This is a genomic window from Pseudomonas sp. 05N433, assembly GCF_056396925.1.
The window spans coordinates 21,567-39,166 of sequence record NZ_JBFTML010000036.1 but is presented as its reverse complement, the minus strand read 5'-3'; the positions used below and the strand labels follow the sequence as shown (position 1 = coordinate 39,166).

At 59.8% G+C, this 17,600-nt stretch carries 22 protein-coding genes; 7 read left to right on the top strand and 15 right to left on the bottom strand.

Annotated features, from left to right (window positions below; genetic code table 11):
* Nucleotides 1-75 precede the first annotated feature (75 nt).
* The 3 genes from AC1DIS_RS19070 to AC1DIS_RS19060 all read right to left on the bottom strand — a co-directional run bounded on the left by AC1DIS_RS19070 (nucleotide 76) and on the right by AC1DIS_RS19060 (nucleotide 2,256).
* Nucleotides 76-1,311, bottom strand: coding sequence for an RNA polymerase sigma factor (locus tag AC1DIS_RS19070; RefSeq protein WP_477744600.1), 1,236 nt, complete (start codon nucleotides 1,309-1,311; stop codon nucleotides 76-78).
* Between the two features lie 76 nt (nucleotides 1,312-1,387).
* Nucleotides 1,388-1,732 (bottom strand): YciI family protein, encoded by a 345-nt coding sequence (locus AC1DIS_RS19065; protein WP_019651728.1) that lies wholly within the window; start codon nucleotides 1,730-1,732, stop codon nucleotides 1,388-1,390.
* 98 nt (nucleotides 1,733-1,830) lie between these two features.
* On the bottom strand, nucleotides 1,831-2,256 hold the full coding sequence (locus AC1DIS_RS19060) for a YybH family protein (RefSeq protein ID WP_018926431.1): 426 nt from the start codon (nucleotides 2,254-2,256) through the stop codon (nucleotides 1,831-1,833).
* Nucleotides 2,257-2,396: 140 nt separating this feature from the next.
* Between AC1DIS_RS19060 and AC1DIS_RS19055 the strand changes: the two genes are divergently transcribed.
* Both AC1DIS_RS19055 and AC1DIS_RS19050 read left to right on the top strand, forming a co-directional pair.
* Nucleotides 2,397-2,882, top strand: a complete 486-nt coding sequence (locus tag AC1DIS_RS19055; protein ID WP_018926432.1) for a GNAT family N-acetyltransferase — start codon at nucleotides 2,397-2,399, stop codon at nucleotides 2,880-2,882.
* A gap of 19 nt (nucleotides 2,883-2,901) precedes the next feature.
* Nucleotides 2,902-3,507 (top strand): pyridoxamine 5'-phosphate oxidase family protein, encoded by a 606-nt coding sequence (locus AC1DIS_RS19050; protein WP_477744599.1) that lies wholly within the window; start codon nucleotides 2,902-2,904, stop codon nucleotides 3,505-3,507.
* A gap of 112 nt (nucleotides 3,508-3,619) precedes the next feature.
* Here AC1DIS_RS19050 and AC1DIS_RS19045 read toward each other — a convergent pair whose 3' ends face one another.
* From AC1DIS_RS19045 to AC1DIS_RS19025, 5 genes are all read right to left on the bottom strand, one after another.
* Nucleotides 3,620-3,811 (bottom strand): hypothetical protein, encoded by a 192-nt coding sequence (locus AC1DIS_RS19045; protein WP_477781027.1) that lies wholly within the window; start codon nucleotides 3,809-3,811, stop codon nucleotides 3,620-3,622.
* Complete coding sequence (locus tag AC1DIS_RS19040) at nucleotides 3,804-4,070, bottom strand: type II toxin-antitoxin system Phd/YefM family antitoxin (protein ID WP_477744597.1); 267 nt, start codon at nucleotides 4,068-4,070, stop codon at nucleotides 3,804-3,806. Before AC1DIS_RS19040 ends, AC1DIS_RS19045 begins: the two co-directional genes overlap by 8 nt.
* Nucleotides 4,071-4,169: 99 nt before the next feature.
* On the bottom strand, nucleotides 4,170-4,658 hold the full coding sequence (locus tag AC1DIS_RS19035) for a GNAT family N-acetyltransferase (protein ID WP_477744596.1): 489 nt from the start codon (nucleotides 4,656-4,658) through the stop codon (nucleotides 4,170-4,172).
* A 324-nt stretch (nucleotides 4,659-4,982) separates the two neighbouring features.
* The gene (locus AC1DIS_RS19030) at nucleotides 4,983-5,468 is read right to left on the bottom strand and encodes a GyrI-like domain-containing protein (protein ID WP_430954224.1); all 486 of its coding nucleotides are present in this window, start codon (nucleotides 5,466-5,468) and stop codon (nucleotides 4,983-4,985) included.
* 69 nt (nucleotides 5,469-5,537) lie between these two features.
* Nucleotides 5,538-6,200, bottom strand: a complete 663-nt coding sequence (locus AC1DIS_RS19025; protein WP_258613230.1) for a LysE family translocator — start codon at nucleotides 6,198-6,200, stop codon at nucleotides 5,538-5,540.
* A 139-nt stretch (nucleotides 6,201-6,339) separates the two neighbouring features.
* On the opposite strand from AC1DIS_RS19025, the gene alaC reads away from it, so the two are divergent.
* The gene (gene alaC, locus AC1DIS_RS19020) at nucleotides 6,340-7,548 is read left to right on the top strand and encodes an alanine transaminase (RefSeq protein WP_007934798.1); all 1,209 of its coding nucleotides are present in this window, start codon (nucleotides 6,340-6,342) and stop codon (nucleotides 7,546-7,548) included.
* A 65-nt stretch (nucleotides 7,549-7,613) separates the two neighbouring features.
* On the opposite strand, the gene AC1DIS_RS19015 is transcribed toward alaC, so the two are convergent.
* The gene (locus AC1DIS_RS19015) at nucleotides 7,614-8,966 is read right to left on the bottom strand and encodes a GntP family permease (RefSeq protein WP_477744595.1); all 1,353 of its coding nucleotides are present in this window, start codon (nucleotides 8,964-8,966) and stop codon (nucleotides 7,614-7,616) included.
* Between the two features lie 81 nt (nucleotides 8,967-9,047).
* A complete protein-coding gene (locus AC1DIS_RS19010) occupies nucleotides 9,048-9,581 on the bottom strand; it encodes a gluconokinase (RefSeq protein ID WP_064616405.1) in 534 nt (177 codons plus the stop codon).
* A 215-nt stretch (nucleotides 9,582-9,796) separates the two neighbouring features.
* Between AC1DIS_RS19010 and gntR the strand changes: the two genes are divergently transcribed.
* The 3 genes from gntR to AC1DIS_RS18995 all read left to right on the top strand — a co-directional run bounded on the left by gntR (nucleotide 9,797) and on the right by AC1DIS_RS18995 (nucleotide 12,312).
* On the top strand, nucleotides 9,797-10,828 hold the full coding sequence (gntR, locus tag AC1DIS_RS19005; protein WP_018926440.1) for an HTH-type transcriptional regulator GntR: 1,032 nt from the start codon (nucleotides 9,797-9,799) through the stop codon (nucleotides 10,826-10,828).
* 64 nt (nucleotides 10,829-10,892) lie between these two features.
* On the top strand, nucleotides 10,893-11,525 hold the full coding sequence (locus AC1DIS_RS19000) for a glutathione S-transferase family protein (RefSeq protein WP_019651718.1): 633 nt from the start codon (nucleotides 10,893-10,895) through the stop codon (nucleotides 11,523-11,525).
* Between the two features lie 43 nt (nucleotides 11,526-11,568).
* Nucleotides 11,569-12,312 (top strand): NAD-dependent epimerase/dehydratase family protein, encoded by a 744-nt coding sequence (locus tag AC1DIS_RS18995; protein ID WP_018926442.1) that lies wholly within the window; start codon nucleotides 11,569-11,571, stop codon nucleotides 12,310-12,312.
* Between the two features lie 98 nt (nucleotides 12,313-12,410).
* Here the strand turns inward: AC1DIS_RS18995 and AC1DIS_RS18990 are convergent, their stop codons facing one another.
* Entirely contained in the window at nucleotides 12,411-13,310 is a 900-nt protein-coding gene (locus AC1DIS_RS18990; protein WP_018926443.1) for a LysR family transcriptional regulator, read from the bottom strand.
* 99 nt (nucleotides 13,311-13,409) lie between these two features.
* Here AC1DIS_RS18990 and gstA point away from each other — a divergent pair, with 99 nt between their 5' ends.
* Nucleotides 13,410-14,012, top strand: a complete 603-nt coding sequence (gstA, locus tag AC1DIS_RS18985; RefSeq protein ID WP_192351725.1) for a glutathione transferase GstA — start codon at nucleotides 13,410-13,412, stop codon at nucleotides 14,010-14,012.
* 57 nt (nucleotides 14,013-14,069) lie between these two features.
* Here gstA and AC1DIS_RS18980 read toward each other — a convergent pair whose 3' ends face one another.
* The 4 genes from AC1DIS_RS18980 to AC1DIS_RS18965 form a co-directional block, all read right to left on the bottom strand.
* On the bottom strand, nucleotides 14,070-15,083 hold the full coding sequence (locus AC1DIS_RS18980; protein WP_310397051.1) for an ABC transporter substrate-binding protein: 1,014 nt from the start codon (nucleotides 15,081-15,083) through the stop codon (nucleotides 14,070-14,072).
* Nucleotides 15,080-15,643, bottom strand: a complete 564-nt coding sequence (locus tag AC1DIS_RS18975) for a sigma-70 family RNA polymerase sigma factor (protein WP_477744594.1) — start codon at nucleotides 15,641-15,643, stop codon at nucleotides 15,080-15,082. The genes AC1DIS_RS18980 and AC1DIS_RS18975 overlap by 4 nt, the downstream gene beginning before the upstream one ends.
* Before the next feature lie 131 nt (nucleotides 15,644-15,774).
* Nucleotides 15,775-16,566: a phosphate/phosphite/phosphonate ABC transporter substrate-binding protein gene (locus AC1DIS_RS18970; protein WP_111454771.1), complete on the bottom strand. Its 792-nt coding sequence runs from the start codon at nucleotides 16,564-16,566 to the stop codon at nucleotides 15,775-15,777.
* A 24-nt stretch (nucleotides 16,567-16,590) separates the two neighbouring features.
* Nucleotides 16,591-17,532 (bottom strand): fatty acid desaturase, encoded by a 942-nt coding sequence (locus tag AC1DIS_RS18965; RefSeq protein WP_477744593.1) that lies wholly within the window; start codon nucleotides 17,530-17,532, stop codon nucleotides 16,591-16,593.
* Between the last annotated feature and the right edge of the window lie 68 nt (nucleotides 17,533-17,600).

Below are 17,600 nucleotides of genomic sequence, written 5' to 3'. Positions count from 1 at the left end.
GAATTGAGGCGATCACACCTTTGCAATTCGACTGTGGGAGCGTGGCTTGCCCACGATGGGGCCAGTGAAATCACATCACTCCAACGCCCGGAGCCGTCCCTCGATAAACCGCCGCTCCGGCACCTGCTGTGTCAATTCCAGCGCCCGCTGATACGCCGCTCGCGCCTCTTCCACCCTTCCCAACTGCCGGCAAAACTCTGCCCGTGCCGAATGCGCCAGGTGGTAATCCAGCAACTCGCCCCGGGCCAGAATCCCTTCGATCAACGTCAGCCCTGCCTGTGGGCCATCGCGCCTGGACAGCGCCGCCGCGCGGTTCAGTTCGATCACCGGCGACGGCACCGCCCGCAGCAGCACGTCGTACAGACCGACAATCTGCGCCCAGTCCGTCTCTGCCGCCGAGGGCGCTTCGGCATGCACCGCGGCAATCGCCGCTTGCAGGCAATAAGGTCCGAAGCGCCGTGTCGTCAGCGCCCGCTCAATCAAGGCGCAGCCTTCGGCAATCAGCTCGGCGTTCCACAACGAGCGATCCTGTTCATCCAGCACAATCAGCTCACCGCTCGCGGAGGTCCTGGCCGGACGCCGAGACTCATGCAACAGCATCAGCGCCAGCAGCCCCATCACCTCCGGTTCAGGCAACAGCTCCATCAACAACCGACCGAGACGAATCGCTTCGCGCGTCAGGTCTTCACGGATCAGTTCGTTGCCGATGGACGCCGAATACCCTTCGTTGAACACCAGGTAAATCACCCGCAACACGCTGTCGAGTCGCTCGGGCAGTTCCGTCAGGGTGGGCACTTGGTATGGGATTTTCGCGTCACGGATCTTGGCCTTGGCGCGCACGATGCGCTGGGCGATGGTGGCCGGCGCCGAGAGAAATGCCCGGGCGATTTCTTCCGTGGTCAGGTCGCAGACTTCACGCAGGGTCAGCGGCACTTGAGCGTCCGCCGCCAGTGCCGGGTGACAACAGGTGAAGATCAGGCGCAGGCGATCGTCTTCCACGTCTTCGTCACTCCAGTCGGCCTGCTCCAGCGCCTCCAGTTGAGCGATCAACACCGGCCGGGATGCGTTAAAACGTGCGCGCCGGCGCAACACATCAATGGCCTTGAAACGGCCAGTAGACACCAGCCAGGTGCGCGGATTGTCCGGCACACCGTCGCGCTGCCAGCGCTCGACCGCGACGAAGAACGCCTCGTGCAGCGCTTCTTCGGCGAGATCGAAATCGCCGAGCAAGCGGATCAGGGTCGCCAGGATTCGCCGCGACTCGTCGCGGTAAACCTGCTCGACTTGCGCCCGTACCGATTCGCCCGGCATCAGTCCGGCATGCCTGGGGCCATTTTTCGCTGGACGGATTGCACACTCATAAAAGAACTCCTGTTGTGATAGTTATTCAGACATTTAACTGGCGAACGGGCCGCACCTCGACGCAGCCGACCCGGGCCGCCGGAATGTTACCGGCGACCTGGAGGGCTTCATTGAGGTCTTTGGCATCGATCAGGTAGAAGCCGGCCAACTGCTCCTTGGTTTCAGCGAACGGGCCGTCGGTGATCGACATTTTGCCGTTGCGCATGCGCACGGTGGTCGCGGTCTGCACCGACTCCAGCGCTTCGGCGGCGATCATCCGGCCGCTGCCCTGGATCGACTCGGCATAGGCCATGCACTCGGCGTCGTTGGGGCTTTCGGGCAGCGAGTGCAATTCGTGCTCGTTGCTGTAGACCAGGCATAGATACTTCATGGGACTCTCCATTTCAGGCGGCTTTGCCGTGACCGAACTGATCAACTATGGCTGTCGATTGGCGCTTTGGCGCTGCTTTCCGATAAACAACCCGACCATCAGGGTTCCAGGTTGAACAGCGCCGCGCCGCTGGTCATGTCGAACGGAGCCGACCAGTGTTCGTGGACGATCTGCCAGAGCCCCGCTTCCTGCCGATAGCACGCGGTGACGCGCATCCAGCACGCCTGGGTTTCACCCTTTTCATTGGTGCCGCCGCAATGCGCCAGCCAGTGAGCGAAAGCGATCTCCTGCGACGGCACGACGTTGATTTCATGGAACTCGAAAATATGCGGGCCGGGGCACATCTCCATGCATTCCTGCCAATGCGCACGGTAGGCCGCCTTGCCCTTGAATTGCAGGGCTTTGACGGCATCGAAGGAGACGATGTCGTCGGCGTACAGGGCCATGACCTTTTCCACATCCTTGGCGATGACCGCCTGACGGTAGTTCTCGATCAAGTTATGGATTTGTGTCTGAGCGTTCATGAGGGTTCTCCACGTTTTTTTGTTGAAGACACCTTTAGTCGTCTGGCGAAAAGCCAAATCGACAACCGAAATAAAAATAATCCATGGAGGCAAACTCGCTAGAATCCGAGGCTCATTTGTGTTGGAAAAAGGACACTCCAGTGACAGCCCGACTCGTGCCTTACGAAAGCCTGAACGCCTTGCAGCGCCGACAGGTCGAGGCCATCGAAATCCACGCCGAACAAATCAGATTCTCCGGCGACATCCACGGTGCATTGCACACCTTGCTGTCCAAACCGGGGCCCGGCGTCAAAGGCTTTGCCCTGCTGGCCGAAGAGGTTCCGGTGGCCTTCCTGCTGCTCAAGCGCCCGCCGGTGCTGCCGGCCTGGGCCGACGAACACAGCGCCACCCTGCACGCCCTGCAAGTCGATCACCGCGCCCAGGGCAAAGGTTACGGCAAGGCCTGCCTGCAAGCCCTGCCCGAGGTTGCGCGCCAGGCCTGGCCGGAGATCAAGGGGCTGGAGTTATCGGTGGATGCCGACAATGAATCGGCCATCGCGCTGTATGCCAAATACGGTTTTGTCGACAGCGGCGAAGCGTACAAAGGCCGGATCGGTTACGAACGACGGATGGGACTGGTTTTCTGATTCATGGAGGGATGAACGAATGTTGAACTCAATCGAAGCGCTGGAAGCGATCTACGGCCTGCCCCATGAGCGCGCGGTGCGCAAGCAGATCCCGTTTTTGAACGAGGACTATCAGGCGATGGTCCGTGCCTCGCCGCTGGTGATTATCAGCTCGGTCGGCCCCGACGGCATGGACGGCTCACCGCGCGGCGATACGCCGGGTTTTGTGCGGATCATCGATGAGCGCACGCTGGCGATCCCGGATCGCCCCGGCAACAACCGCATCGACACGCTGCGCAATGCCGTGCTCGACTCACGGGTATCGCTGCTGTTCATCATTCCGGGAATTGGCGAGACGTTGCGGGTCAACGGCACAGCGCAGATCAGCGCCGAGCCCGCATTGCTGGAGAGTTTTGCCGTCAATGGCAAACCAGCGCGCACGGTAATGCTGGTGACGGTGGAAGCGGCGTATTTCCATTGTTCGAAAGCGATTGTGCGTTCGGACTTGTGGAACCCTGAACGCTACCTCGACCGCTCTGCCCTGCCGACGGCAGGGGCGTTTCACAAACGGCTGAACGATGGGCAGTTCGATGCCGAGACGTACGACCGGGAAGCGCCGGCGAGAGTGCGCGATAGTCTTTACTGATCACAACTGAAAAGGGTTGCCTTGTGGCAACCCTTTTAGGATGTAGCGAACGATTAGAGCAATAGGCAGTAATCGAGCAGTTGCTTCTCGATACTTTGACGCTGGCCGATGATCAAGGCGACCACGACAAACAAACGCCGTAAACATGAGCCTGACTGCCGAGAGCCGTGACGATCTGCATGACCAATTGATCGACCATTTCAGCCGCTTTTTTGCGGCCGCATTGCTGAGTCAGATAGTGCTCAAGCGAAATCACACCATGTTCCGCAGCGGTCGCAAACTCCACCCTATAGGTTTCAGGCATCGTTATCGTCTTGCAACAATTGACGTCGCTGGGCCAGCCTGTCCAAGAGAGTGTCGCCAGAAATAAGCCTTCCCTGGTCCTTGTCTCGGGAGGCAAACGACAGCAGCTTGATCAGAGCGATCGCCTCGTCTCGACGTTTACGCTCTTCGTAAGACTCGATCACATAGGCCGGAACGCCATTCTGAGTGACCAGCATGGGCTCGGAGAGATCCAGCGCTGCCGCATTTTTTTTAACAAAACTGATTGTTTCAACTCGCATCGTTCACTCCTCTGCTCGCCATCCGAACAGGATGATCAGCGCAACAAGGTCTGAATTTAGGCCATTAAAAAACTTATCACAAGAAATCATTTTCTTCTGCTACAGCGCCAACACCATCTCATGCCACGCCATCCCGCCATGGTCAGACGCCGAAGGCTTGATGTAGGCAAAACCAAACCCGGCATACAGCGCAATGTGCCGCTCTTTGCACATCAGGTGGATGCTGGCCTTGTTCAGTGCGCGCATGCGCTGGATGAATTCTCCCATCAAGTGTTTCGCCAGGCCCTGCCCTTGATAATCCGGATGCACCACCACCGACATGATCACCACGTGCGGGCCGGCCGGGTCGTGGCCGATCAGTTCCTTGAACGCCTCGTCCGACATTTCCACCTCAAACGCCGCACCGGAATTGACGAAACCGGCTACAACGCCATCCACTTCGGCGACGATGAAGCCCTCGGGCCAAGTGGCGATGCGGGTGGCGATTTTCTCGCGGGTGGCGGCTTCGTCGCCTTCGTAGGCAACGGTTTCGATGGCGTAGCAACGGTCCAGGTCAGCGGGAATGACGTGGCGGATGACGGTGTTCATGGCAGCTCGGAATCGGCGGGGGAAAGGCTGGGATCATAAATTAATAAGGTGTTCATATCGATCACGACAAGTGCCGTAAAGCCTTCGTATAGGCACTTTCATTGCGCGTCGCCCGGGGCTATTTGTGTTGCCTGTCTCTAGTCACCATGAGGGGAACACACCATGAGCAGCGTCCAAATCGGTCTTCTTATGCTGTTGGGCATCAGCACGTTCGGCTTCGTTTCTTTGGCGATCGACCTGTTGCGGGCGCGACGGGTGAACAAGGGAAAATAGTGCCCGCAGGACATTCAGAGGCGGCGGGTCGAGCCGCCTCTGCAGGTGCGATCAGGACTTGATCGGCAGCCAGATTTCCAGCACGCCGGTATTGAGCTTCGGGTTGAAGTCTTCGCTGTAGCGTTCGAACTCCGGGGCATCCGCTGCCTCGTGACCGGACTGCGGCAACCAGGTGTTCCAGACGTACTGAAAGGTCTGGGGCAAGGTATCCAGCGAGCCCTTGTGCTCGAACACCGCGTAATACTGGGGCTGAATCTCGACCCAGCGGTATTTCTCGGGCAGGTCGTCGAGCTTGCTGATCTCGACACCGGCGATGTATTCGAAACCGCCCTTGCCGTCCGGGTTGCAGCAAACGCCGTAGGTCACTTCGCCCTTTTGCCCGGGAACATTGCCGATGTGGGGAACGAATTTATCCCAGAGCTCGGGAATCTTGCCGGCCGTCTCTTGGGTAAATCGCCCGCCAAGCCCCGCTATGAGCATGAAGTGCCCATTTTCGAAGCGTGGTTCTGCCGGTTCGACGCGTTTTTGCTCATCCATGACTCGACTCCTGGGAACGAAAAAGATGGGTTCGGCTGGGAGTATAGAAGCCAAACCCGATTCGCCCAGTCAGAGCCCCGGAAGCTGCCCGCCGGTGGGCGCACCGACAAACTCGTTGTAACCCGAAAGAATCACGTACACCGCGAAATAGCAGAAGATCGCGGCCGATGCCATGTAGGAATAACGCAGCAGTTTGTCTCCGAGCAGCTTGCCGCCATGGCTCGCCGCAAAGCACAGCGTGACGCACCAGAGAATTCCCGCACAGAGAAATCCACCGAGAAACAACGCCGAGCTGAGGGTGCCGCCGCCACCGGAACGGGCAATCAGGGTGCCGCCCACCGCGGCGAACCAGAGAATCGCACTGGGCGACGACATGGCGAGGAAAATCCCCCGCAAGAACTCTTTGCGATGGGAGTTGTGGCCAACGTCGGCGGTCTCGGCCAACACGGCACTGTGGTAGATCGCCGAATGAATCATCTTCGCCGCGAAGTACAGCAGCAACGCCGACCCGCCGATCCACAACACCCAACGCACGGTTTCGTATTGCAGCAATACGGTCATGCCGGCCAGTGCCAGCACTGCGTAAATCAGGTCGCCGACGCAAGTCCCCAGCCCCAGGGCAAAACCCTGGAAATAGCCGCGCTGCATCGCCAGCGTGATCATCGCGATATTGGCCACGCCGATGTCCAGGCACAGCGAAAGGCTGAGCAGGAAGCCACTGGTAAATTCCATCAACCCGTTTCCTTCGGAAAAAATTGTTTACGTAGAGGCTGGACAGTTTGCCATACCTGCCCTTACATTCCGCCACAGGCCACCGCAGTGGCCAGCGTCGCTCGGACGGTTCCGGGCGCTTACGTTATTCGAGGCAACAATGGCCGAACAAGGTTCGCCGCGCCGCTTTGCGCGCATAGATCGACTCCCCCCTTACGTTTTCAACATCACTGCCGAGCTGAAGATGGCCGCCCGTCGTCGTGGCGAAGACATCATCGACTTGAGCATGGGCAACCCCGACGGCGCCACGCCGCCGCACATCGTCGAAAAACTGGTCACCGTCGCCCAGCGCGAAGACACCCACGGCTACTCCACGTCCAAAGGGATTCCGCGCCTGCGCCGGGCGATTTCCAATTGGTACAAGGATCGCTACCAGGTTGATATCGACCCGGAAAACGAAGCCATCGTCACCATCGGTTCCAAGGAAGGCCTGGCGCATTTGATGCTGGCCACCCTCGACCAGGGCGACACCGTGCTGGTGCCGAACCCGAGCTACCCGATTCACATCTACGGTGCCGTGATTGCCGGCGCCCAGGTGCGGTCGGTGCCGCTGATCCCTGGCGTGGATTTCTTCGCCGAGCTGGAACGGGCGATTCGCGGTTCGATCCCGAAACCGAAAATGATGATCCTGGGCTTTCCGTCCAACCCCACCGCCCAGTGCGTGGAGCTGGACTTCTTCGAGCGGGTGATCGCCCTCGCCAAACAGTACGACGTTCTGGTGGTGCACGACCTGGCCTACGCCGACATCGTCTACGACGGCTGGAAAGCCCCGTCGATCATGCAAGTGCCCGGCGCCAAGGACATCGCGGTGGAGTTTTTCACCCTGTCCAAGAGCTACAACATGGCGGGCTGGCGCATCGGCTTCATGGTCGGTAACCCGGAGCTGGTCAACGCTCTGGCGCGGATCAAGAGCTACCACGACTACGGCACCTTCACCCCGCTGCAGGTCGCGGCCATCGCGGCGCTGGAAGGCGATCAGCAATGCGTGCGCGACATTGCCGAACAGTATCGCCAGCGTCGCAACGTGCTGGTCAAAGGCTTGCATGAATTGGGCTGGATGGTCGAGAACCCGAAGGCGTCGATGTACGTCTGGGCCAAGATTCCCGAGGCGTATGCACACCTGGGCTCGCTGGAATTCGCCAAGAAACTGCTGGCCGAGGCCAAGGTTTGCGTCTCGCCGGGTGTCGGGTTTGGTGAGTACGGGGACGATCATGTGCGCTTCGCGCTGATCGAAAACCAGGACCGGATTCGTCAGGCCGTACGCGGAATTCGCGGGATGTTTCGGGCGGATGGGTTAGTCACCAAATAACCCCCTGTAGGAGTCGCCCACAAAAAAACCGCATCGCTGCGGTTTTTTTGTGTTGGCCGTTCGTGTCAGACGAACAATGACAACAGCAGGATGAAGCCCAGGCCTACCACGGACAGGATGGTTTCCATCGCGGTCCAGGTCTTGAAGGTTTCCGCCACGGTCATGTTGAAGTACTGCTTCACCAGCCAGAAACCGGCGTCGTTGACGTGGGACAGGATCAACGAACCGGCACCGGTGGCCAGTACCAGCAGCTCACGGTTCACGCCCGGAATCATCCCCACTACCGGCACCACGATGCCGGCGCCAGTGATGGTCGCCACGGTTGCCGAACCGGTTGCGATGCGAATCACCGCGGCTACCAGCCAGGCCAGCAGGATCGGCGAGATCTGAGCCGCCACCGCCATGTGACCGATCACATCACCTACACCGCTGGTCACCAGCATCTGCTTGAAGCCGCCACCGGCACCGATGATCAGGATGATCGCGGCAGTCGGCGCAAGGCTCGAGTCCAGCCATTTGAGCATCTGTTGCGGACCGATGCCCTGCTTGTAGCCGAAGGTGTACAGCGACAGCAGCAATGCCAGCAGGAGGGCCGAGATCGGGTGACCGATCAGGTCCATGAAGGTGCGGAAGAAGTTGCCATCCGGCAGCACCACATCGGCAAAGGTCTTGAGCAGCATCAGGAACACGGGCGACAGCACGGTGACCAGGGTAATGCCGAAGCTCGGCAGATCGGCGGAATCCGACTCCCGCGCCAGTTGGTCCACCAGTTCCTGATTCGGATGACCGGGAATGTGCTTGGCAATGAACGTACCGTAGATCGGACCGGCGATGATGGCAGTCGGCAGCGCAACGATCAGGCCGTAGAGAATGGTTTTACCAATGTCGGCACCGAACACGCCGATCGCCAGCAGCGGACCCGGGTGCGGAGGAACCAGACCGTGCACGGCGGACAGACCGGCCAGCAGCGGGATACCGATCTTGATGATCGACACGCCGGTACGACGGGCGACGATGAACACCAGCGGGATCAGCAGCACGAAGCCGATTTCGAAGAACAGCGGGATGCCGACCAGGAAGGCCGCGAACATCATGGCCCACTGCACCTTGTCCTTGCCGAAGGCCCGAATCAGGGTCTGGGCGATCTGATCCGCCCCGCCGGACTCGGCCATCATTTTGCCGAGCATGGTGCCCAGCGCCAGAATGATCCCGACGAAACCGAGAACGCCGCCGAAACCATCCTGGAACGCCTTGATGATGGTGCCGATCGGCATGCCGGAGGTCAGCCCGAGGAACGCGGCGGCGATGATCAATGCAATGAACGGGTGAAACTTGAACTTGGTGATCAGGACAATCAAGCCGATCACCGTGACCACTGCATCGAGCAGCAGAAACGACTCGTGGGACATGCCAAACATGGGGGGTGTCTCCTGTTTGTTGTTGTTATTAAAGCGATTAATCAGAAGCCGTCAGGACAGCGCTATCTTTTGCAGCAAAACTCAACTGGCGAGTTTCAGGCCGTGATCGAGCCACCAACGGTGGGCCTGAGCGGCCAATTCGTCGACGCTGTAACTTGAAGCATCCAGAGCCAGGGTCAGGGGCTCACCAACGGGCGATTCAAGGGTGGCGAACTGGCTGTCGATCAGGGTCGACGGCATGAAGTGGCCCGGCCGATGGGAGACACGATCGGCGGCGACTTCAGGGGTCAACTCAAGGAACACAAAGCCCAGGCCCGGCAAGGCACTGCGCAAGCGTTCGCGGTAACTGTGTTTGAGGGCCGAACAGGTCAGCACCGGGCGCTCGCCACGGGCGTCGACGCGGCGCAGTTCATCGCACAGGCTGTCGAGCCAGCCGGCACGGTCTTCGTCGTTCAGGGGGATACCCGCGCTCATCTTTTCGATATTGGCGGCAGGGTGAAAAGTGTCGCCTTCAATGGCGGTGGCGCCGCTGAGCTGGCACAGGGCCTGGCTGACACACGTCTTGCCGCAACCGGCAACGCCCATGATGACCAGGGCGGTGATGGAATGATTCATGTAACACCTCAGCGCGCAGACAGCGCTACCTTTGCTACGTAAAACTCTAGTGCAAAAGCAGATGTTGCCGACGCCTTCTTGTCATTTTTGTGGGTTGCAGCATGTTCGTTCTCGATGCCGAAAAGCGAGGATCAGGCAAACCCCGCTCACGCATTTGCAGCTGCATCGAGACAGCGCTACCTTAGTGCCTTGAATTTTGTTTGGCAAGCCGTCCGATGAATACCCCTAAAAACGATAAAAATACACGAACCACTGGCCGTCCTACCCTCAACGAAGTCGCGCGCCTGGCCGGTGTCAGCCCGATTACAGCCTCCCGCGCCCTGCGTGGCGTCAGCACGGTGGCCACCGAACTGGTGGAAAAAGTCCAGAAGGCTGCCCTCGAGTTGAACTACGTGGTCAACCCCGCCGCCCGCGCGCTGGCCTCGGCGCAGAGCCATTCCGTCGTGGTGTTGGTACCGTCATTATCCAACCTGCTGTTCATCGACACGCTGGAAGCCATTCATCAGGTTTTGCGACCAAAGGGCTTCGAAGTGCTGATCGGTAACTTCCATTACTCGCGCGATGAAGAAGAAAACCTGCTGCGCAACTACATGGCTTATCAGCCGCGCGGCTTGCTGCTGACCGGTTTCGACCGCACCGAAAGTTCGCGGCGGATGATCGAGGCCAGCAACATTCCCTGCGTCTACATGATGGAACTGGACAGTGCGGCGGGACTCAATTGCGTCGGTTTTTCGCAGCTGGCCGCCGGCGAAACGGCGGCCGAGCATTTGCTGTCGCGCGGTCGCAAACGCCTGGCTTATATCGGAGCGCAGCTGGATCAGCGTACGTTGCTGCGGGGCGAAGGTTTCCGTCGGGCGCTGCAAAAGGCCGGGCGCTACGACCCGGATCTGGAAGTGTTGACGCCACGGGCCTCATCGGTCGGACTCGGTGGCGAACTGTTCCTGCAATTGCTGGCTGCGCATCCAGACCTCGATGCGATCTTCTTCGGTAACGACGACCTGGCCCAGGGCGCACTGCTCGAAGCCTTGCGCTGCGGCATCAAAATCCCCGAACAGGTGGCGATCCTTGGCTTCAACGACCTGCCCATGTCCGAACACATGGTGCCGCGCCTGAGTAGTATCAATACGCCTCGAGAGGCCATTGGCCGTCGTTCGGCCGAGTTGATGCTGACCTTGATGGCCGGCAATTCGGTGGCCAAACCGGTGCAAGACATGGGGTTTGAATTGAAGGTGCGCGAGAGCACCTGATACGCAATCATCCCTTTGCTCGTGCTAGATTCCCGGCACCTGTAACAGCAAACGGAGAAGCTCAATGGGACATGCGCTGAAGATTTTGGGTCGGGCCTCGTCAATCAACGTCAGAAAGGTCCTGTGGGCCTGCGATGAACTGGGCGTTTCCTACGAACGGGAAGACTGGGGCAGCGGTTTTGCCTCGACCCAGAGTCCGGAGTTTCTCCAGCTCAACCCTAACGCACAGGTGCCGGTGCTCATCGACGAAGCCGGCGTGCTGTGGGAGTCCAACACCATCTGCCGCTATCTGGCCGGCAAATACCAAAACACCGATCTGTTGCCCATCGAGCCGGCGGCGCGCGCTCGCGTGGAACAGTGGATGGACTGGCAAGCCACCGAACTCAATCCGTCCTGGGGCTACGCCTTTTTTGCGCTGGTGCGGCAATTGCCGAACTTCCAGGATCCGCAGCGGATCGCCGATGGCGTTCGCGGCTGGAACGCGAAAATGGGCATCCTCGAACAGCAACTCGCGTCGACCGGAGCGTATGTCGCCGGACCTCGGTTCACCCTGGCCGATATCCTCATCGGCTTGTCGGTCAACCGCTGGCGGATGACCCCGATGGAACGCCCGGACTATCCCGCCGTCGACGCGTATTGCCAACGACTGGCATTGCGACCGGGGTTCATGGAACACGCCTGCAACGGCGTGCCATAACGCCAAACCCGCTCCCTCTGCCCTTCCATAAAAAGAGAACCCCATGAACGGACTCAACGTACTGCTGACCGGCGCCTGCGGCAGAATCGGCAAAACCTTTTTTGAAGCTTCGCAGGACCGCTACACCTTCGTGCTGACGGATCGCATCGAGCCCGACTTCAATGTCGAAGCACCGCATCGCTTTGTACGCCTGGACCTGTCCGACCTCACCGCCATAAGCGAAGTGCTGAAAGGCATCGACGTCATTGTGCATCTGGCCGGCATCCCTCACGCCACCGCCTCTTTCGATGAGTTACTGCCCAACAATATTCTGGCCACCACTTACCTGTTCGAAGCCGCCGTGGCTGCGGGTTGTAAACGATTGGTGTTCGCCAGCAGCGCGCAGACCATCGAGGGCTATCCGGTGGACCGGCAGATCACACCGGGCATGCAGGTGATGCCGGCCAATCTGTATGGCGTCAGCAAGTGTTATGGCGAAGCCTTGTGTGCGTTCTACGCTGCCAAACACAACCTCTCGAGCATTGCCATACGCATCGGCGCTTTCGAGTTTGCGGACCGTCACGAATTGACCAACGCTCGCGACCTGAGTGCATGGCTCAGCCCTCGTGATGCAGTGCAGTTGCTGCAACTCTCTGTGGAGGTCGAAGGTGTGCAACACCTGATCGCCCACGGTATCTCCAATAACCGTTTCAAACGCCTGGACCTCAGTGAAACTACCCGGGTGTTGGGTTATAGGCCGGTGGACGATGCATTTCAGGAGTTCGACATTCCCATTGGGTTTCCTTGACGGTGCGTCTCCAGAATCCGGGCAACGTGGTTCTTGCGCTGTAGCCTGAGGTCGGTCGACCTCTGCCGCTCGGCGGCAAGGGTTGATCGCCCTCCTTTTCAGTTCCCGGACGAATCAGCCGATAACTGATGTTCTGCGAGCATCCTCAGCAGCGCCCGCACCGCCGCCGAAGGTTCTTTGTCGGGCGCGACCACCAAGGCAAACTCCCGGTCGATGCGCGGCGTCACCGGCACTATCCGCAAGCCTTGGCGATGAGTCGGCAGGGTCATTTCCGGCACCACGGTCACGCCGATGTTTTCCCGCACCAGGGTGAACGCACTGCTCCACTCACGCACCTCGGCCCGCACATCCAGCAGTTGCAACCCGGCATCAGCCGCCAGGCTGCGGGCATTGGTCGAACACCCGCCCGTGGCCAGCACAAAGGGTTGCTCCGCCAGTTCCGCCAGTGAGACGCCCTCTTCATTCGAGCGGCGCGCCAAAGGATGGCCACCGGGCAGAACCGCCACCCAGGCATCACGCCCCAAACGCCCGGCATTGCGCGCAGGTGCCGGGTTCAACGCCACACCGACATCCACCAACCCGGCACTGAGCAACGTTTCCACTTCATCGTCGCTGACCTCTAGCGCCACCACTTGAATGCCGGGATACAGCCGATTGAACTGGCGCAACAGTGGCGGCAGGAACGTCGTCAGCACCATAGGGAAACTGGCCAGACGAATCGTCCCGCGCTGGATGCCTTTAGCGGCGTCGACGGTGCTGCGGATGTTTTCCAGGGCACCGAGCATGGTTCGTGCCTGTTCGATCACAGGCAAGCCGATGGCGGTCGGCAAGGTCTGGCGGTTTTCCCGGCTGAACAGCTGAACGCCCAGGGTTTCTTCAATCAAGGCCAGTGCCTGGCTGGCACCGGATTGGGTTATGCCGACCCGTTCAGCGGCGCGGGTAATGTTGCCGGTATCGGCCACCGCCACCACCATTCGCCAATGCATCAGGTTCATCATGGCAGTAGCTTTCCTTATGGCAGTTTTCTGAAAGATTAATTTTACCGAGGGTGCCGCGCACTATGACACTGGCGCAAATCCGCAACCAGAGCCCTGCCCATGAAGTTGTATTACATCCCGCAAGCCTGCTCATTGGCGCCGCACATTGTGCTGCGCGAACTGGAGCTGCCGTTCGAGTTGGTCCGCGTCGACAACAGCAGCAAGAAAACCGTCACCGGCGATGACTTCCTCGCCATTAACCCCAAAGGCTACGTCGCGGCATTGCAGCTGGATAACGGCGATGTGCTGACCGAAGGCCCGGCGATCCTGCAGTACCTGGCGGATCTGCACCCGGAGGCAAACCTGGCACCGGCGAGCGGAACGTTCGAGCGGGTGCGGTTACAGGAATGGCTGAACTTCGTTTCGACCGAGATTCATGGCGGGCTGGGTTGGCTGTTCAATCCGCAGTTTGCGGACGAGGTGAAGGCGCTCATCAAAGAGAAACTGTTCAAGCGCTTTGCCGTGTTGAGCCGGACGCTGGAGCGGCAGGACTACTTGATGGCCGGCGGGTTCAGCATTGCCGATGCGTATCTGTTTACGGTGTTGCGTTGGGCTCGGCTGTTTGCGATTGATCTGGATGATTGGCCGGCGTTGGCGCGCTTTCAGGCGCGGGTTGATCAGCGGCCGAGCGTGAAAGCGACATTGGCGGCGGAGTTGGTGTAAGGCTTTAGATCGCTTCGCGGGCAAGCCCGCGATAGCTATCTATCAAACACCGCTGAACTACAAACTCGCACTCACTTTGCTCGCCACCTCACCCGGCACCCAGCCCTTCCACACTTGCGGCTGATCGCGCAAAAACGCTTCGGCGACCTGACGCGGTTGCTGGCGTTTTTCGCTCATCTGCCCCAGGGTCTGGTTGAGCAGATCGATCGGCAATTCGACCTTTTCGAAGAACGCCACCAGGTCCGGGTACTGCGCCTTGAACGGTGCCGACACGCCGATGGCCAGGCTGGCCGGCATCGAACGCGTGCCCTTGGGGTTCGGATTGTTGGCATCGGCCAGGGTTTTCCAGGCTTGCGCGTCGAACGGTGGCTCTTCGAGTTTCACCAATTTGAAGCGGCCCAACAGTGGCGTCGGCGACCAGTAGTAGAACAGCACCGGTTTGCCCCGGCGGATCGATGAAGCGACCTCGGCATCCAGCGCAGCGCCGGAACCGGTGCGGAAGTTCACGTAGCTGGCGGTCAGGTCATAGGCCTTGAGTTTCTGGCTGTTGACGATCTCCGACGTCCAGCCGGTCGGGCTGTTGAGGAAGCGTCCGCGGCTTGGGTCTTCGGGGTCGCGGAATACGTCCTTGTAGCGGGCCAGGTCGGCGACGGATTTCAGCTCCGGCGCCAAGGGTTTAATGCCGCGTTCCGGGTCGCCCTTGATCACGTATTCCGGCACCCACCAGCCTTCGGTGGCGCCTTTGACGGTATCGCCCAAACCAAACACTTTGCCCTCCGATGCCGCCTTGACCCAGGCCGGACTGCGCCCGGCCCACTCTTCGCCGATCACCTGGATGTCGTTCTTGGCCAACGCGGCTTCGAGGCTGACGGTGCTGCCGGGCAAGGTGTCGGTTGGGTAGCCATAACCTTTCTCGACGATCAGCCGCAGGATCTCGGTGATCAGGCTGCCGCTTTCCCAGGTGATGTCGCCGAAATGGATGGGTGTGGCTTTTTCTGCGGCGGGAACATGGCCAGCCACAAGGCTCAGGGCCAGCAGCGAACTGCCGAGCAGGGTTTTGATCGATCTCATGCGGACCTCCGGGTCTGGGGTGTTCGGTTCAAGGACGTTCGGTTCAAGGGTTCGTTGGCGCTGAGCAGTGCGCACAGAGCCTGGGAACGGGTCATGTAAACGCTGACCGAACGCTGGGAAATGCCCAGTTCGGCGGCAATTTGTGGGTAGGTCAGGCCGTCGACTCGCGACAGCAGAAACGTTGCCCTGACCTGGCTCGGCAGGCGGTCGAGGGTTCGATCCAGGTGCTTCAGGGTCTGGGAGAACTGCGCCAGGTCTTCAGGCGATGGCCCGCCAATCGGATCAGTCGGCAGTAACTGCTCGAGGTGTTGGCGTTCCAGATCCCGATGGCGCCACAGCTGATAAATCAATCGCTGGGCGATGGTAGTGAGTAAGGCGCGGGGTTCGCGAATCGGCGTCAGGCCTGGCGACTCGAGCAATTGCACGAAGGTTTCGGCGGCAATGTCTTCGACACTGGGACTGGCTCCCAGATATCGGCGCAGACGTGCGCACAGCCAGGTGTAGTGGGCGCGGAACAATCCGCCCACGTCGTTGCGATGGGAAACGTCGGCGCCGGACATAGGGGCTCCTTGGGTTAGGGGTCGCTGAATGTCCGGTGATCCGGTGGCGCGATCCTAGCAAGGAGCCTTATTCATTAAAAATACTTAAAATGAATTTTTATATTCCATAAATGAATTTACATGAATGAGCCTCATCGCAACCGCCCATACCCCAGCGCTTCGGCGTCCCGCTGATAATCGAGAATAATCTGATAGTCGCTCTCGCTGGCGGGCAACACTTCTTGCAGGCCCAACGTCTCGGCGACCTCGGGCAGTTCCTTCAATGTCTGGTTCATCACCTGTCGAAGCTGTTCAGCCTGCACATCAGTGGTGTCAGCCGCCGCGATGTACGGCAACGTCGGACTGAACGCGGTGCGCGCCAATATTCTCAAGCCAGCGACTTCTGCCTGGGCGTGCTGCGCCAGATAGGCGAAGGTCACGCTGTCGATGGCGGCCAGGTCCGCCAGGTCGTCACGCAGCCAGCGCAGGCTTTCGCGGTGGCTGCCGCTGATGGCGACACGGGCAAAAAACTGCCCGTCGCGGTGCAACGGCGCCAGTCGGTGACGCAACAGGTTCATGCCACTGTTGGAGTCTTCGCCGTTGATCACGCCGCGACTGCCGCGCAAGGCCGACAAGGTTCTTCGAGGATCATCGGCGCGAGTCAGCAACAGGCTGCAATGGTTGCCGCCGCTGCTGTCCGGCAGTTCATAACGAGGACGACCAATGACCCGGACGCGACCGCGCAAGGCTGTCATCAACGGGTAACCACAGGTTTGGGTCAGCAGCAGGTGCGGGGATAGCCAAAGGTCCATCAGCGACAGTTCTTCGGCATCAAGGCGGGTGCTGCCGAGCTGTTCGAGTATCTGCGACAGCCAACGCTCGTTGGCTTGGTGGATCGGCTCGGGAGCGACGTACATCAGTAATTCAGCGAGGTGTTGTGTCATCGAATATTTCTTCACCAGTGAAAATCAATGAAACGGATGCCGCGGACTGTCAATCGCCCTCACCCCGTGCCAACGCACCCACTGGCCATAACCCCGCACCAGAAACCCGCCACTGCGCGCCAGCCATTGATCGCGACGCGCGCGGTACACCCGTGGCAAGTCGTACCAGGGCAGCCCCGGCAAATCGTGGTGCACCAGGTGCAGATTGAGATTCAGGAACAACCAGCGCCACGGCCACCCCGCTTCATTGATGACGGTGCGTTGCTCCGGTTGCGCATGCGGACGGTGTTCATAGTAGGAGCGAATCATTGCAATCGACAGCGCCGGCACGCTGATCAGCAACAGGTAATACCAGACCGGCAGCACGCTGTAGCGCGCGATGAACGCCAGCATCAGCAGCGTCAGCGCACCATGGCTCAGCCACATCAACCAGGCTTGGCGCTCACCCGTTTTCAGCCGTTGCAGCTCCTCCCGCACCAGCGCCAGCAAGGCCAGTGGCGCACCGAGGACCAAGCGCCCCAGCACGGTTTTGTTCAGCCAGTGCAGGCCCTGTTCGAACAGCGAACTGCGCTGCCACTGTTCAGCGCTCAGGTAGCGGCTTTCCGGGTCGCTACCTGGGATGGTCAGGTCTTCGTCGCGGTGATGCAGCAAATGGCTGTCGCGGTACAAGGTGTAGGGATACCAGACCGCAAACGGCGCATAACCGAGGACTTTATTCAGCATTGGCCAACGGGTGGGATGACCGTGCAGCAATTCGTGCTGCACCGACAACCACAACACCAGCAGTGGAATCAGCAACAACGTGCTCCACCAGAGCCCCAACCGGGCACTGCCCAGCACAATACTGAACCAGCCGACGTAAACGCCGATCAGCAACAGCCAGGTCGGCCACTCGGTGCGAGCGGTGAAACGTTGGCGCAGGGTTTCGATTTCTTCACGATGGGCAGCGTCAAAGTAATGGGGCATGGCTTTGCTCAGAACGGGAACCAATCCCCCTCTGTGCAACGGCGCCGGGATTTCTTGCAGATTGTTTG

Bases quoted from the DNA above. Each gene is read 5' to 3' on its own strand.
- AC1DIS_RS19050 (WP_477744599.1), top strand. From the start codon at position 2,902: ATGTTGAACTCAATCGAAGCGCTGGAAGCGATCTACGGCCTGCCCCAT.
- AC1DIS_RS19030 (WP_430954224.1), bottom strand. From the start codon at position 5,468: ATGGATGAGCAAAAACGCGTCGAACCGGCAGAACCACGCTTCGAAAAT.
- AC1DIS_RS18990 (WP_018926443.1), bottom strand. From the start codon at position 13,310: ATGATGAACCTGATGCATTGGCGAATGGTGGTGGCGGTGGCCGATACC.
- AC1DIS_RS19065 (WP_019651728.1), bottom strand. From the start codon at position 1,732: ATGAAGTATCTATGCCTGGTCTACAGCAACGAGCACGAATTGCACTCG.
- AC1DIS_RS19070 (WP_477744600.1), bottom strand. From the start codon at position 1,311: ATGCCGGGCGAATCGGTACGGGCGCAAGTCGAGCAGGTTTACCGCGAC.
- AC1DIS_RS19045 (WP_477781027.1), bottom strand. From the start codon at position 3,811: ATGCCTGAAACCTATAGGGTGGAGTTTGCGACCGCTGCGGAACATGGT.
- AC1DIS_RS19035 (WP_477744596.1), bottom strand. From the start codon at position 4,658: ATGAACACCGTCATCCGCCACGTCATTCCCGCTGACCTGGACCGTTGC.
- AC1DIS_RS19060 (WP_018926431.1), bottom strand. From the start codon at position 2,256: ATGAACGCTCAGACACAAATCCATAACTTGATCGAGAACTACCGTCAG.
- AC1DIS_RS19025 (WP_258613230.1), bottom strand. From the start codon at position 6,200: ATGGAATTTACCAGTGGCTTCCTGCTCAGCCTTTCGCTGTGCCTGGAC.
- AC1DIS_RS18970 (WP_111454771.1), bottom strand. From the start codon at position 16,566: ATGACACAACACCTCGCTGAATTACTGATGTACGTCGCTCCCGAGCCG.
- AC1DIS_RS19000 (WP_019651718.1), top strand. From the start codon at position 10,893: ATGGGACATGCGCTGAAGATTTTGGGTCGGGCCTCGTCAATCAACGTC.
- AC1DIS_RS18980 (WP_310397051.1), bottom strand. From the start codon at position 15,083: ATGAGATCGATCAAAACCCTGCTCGGCAGTTCGCTGCTGGCCCTGAGC.
- alaC (WP_007934798.1), top strand. From the start codon at position 6,340: ATGGCCGAACAAGGTTCGCCGCGCCGCTTTGCGCGCATAGATCGACTC.
- AC1DIS_RS18975 (WP_477744594.1), bottom strand. From the start codon at position 15,643: ATGTCCGGCGCCGACGTTTCCCATCGCAACGACGTGGGCGGATTGTTC.
- gstA (WP_192351725.1), top strand. From the start codon at position 13,410: ATGAAGTTGTATTACATCCCGCAAGCCTGCTCATTGGCGCCGCACATT.
- AC1DIS_RS19040 (WP_477744597.1), bottom strand. From the start codon at position 4,070: ATGCGAGTTGAAACAATCAGTTTTGTTAAAAAAAATGCGGCAGCGCTG.
- AC1DIS_RS19010 (WP_064616405.1), bottom strand. From the start codon at position 9,581: ATGAATCATTCCATCACCGCCCTGGTCATCATGGGCGTTGCCGGTTGC.
- AC1DIS_RS18995 (WP_018926442.1), top strand. From the start codon at position 11,569: ATGAACGGACTCAACGTACTGCTGACCGGCGCCTGCGGCAGAATCGGC.
- AC1DIS_RS19015 (WP_477744595.1), bottom strand. From the start codon at position 8,966: ATGTTTGGCATGTCCCACGAGTCGTTTCTGCTGCTCGATGCAGTGGTC.
- gntR (WP_018926440.1), top strand. From the start codon at position 9,797: ATGAATACCCCTAAAAACGATAAAAATACACGAACCACTGGCCGTCCT.
- AC1DIS_RS18965 (WP_477744593.1), bottom strand. From the start codon at position 17,532: ATGCCCCATTACTTTGACGCTGCCCATCGTGAAGAAATCGAAACCCTG.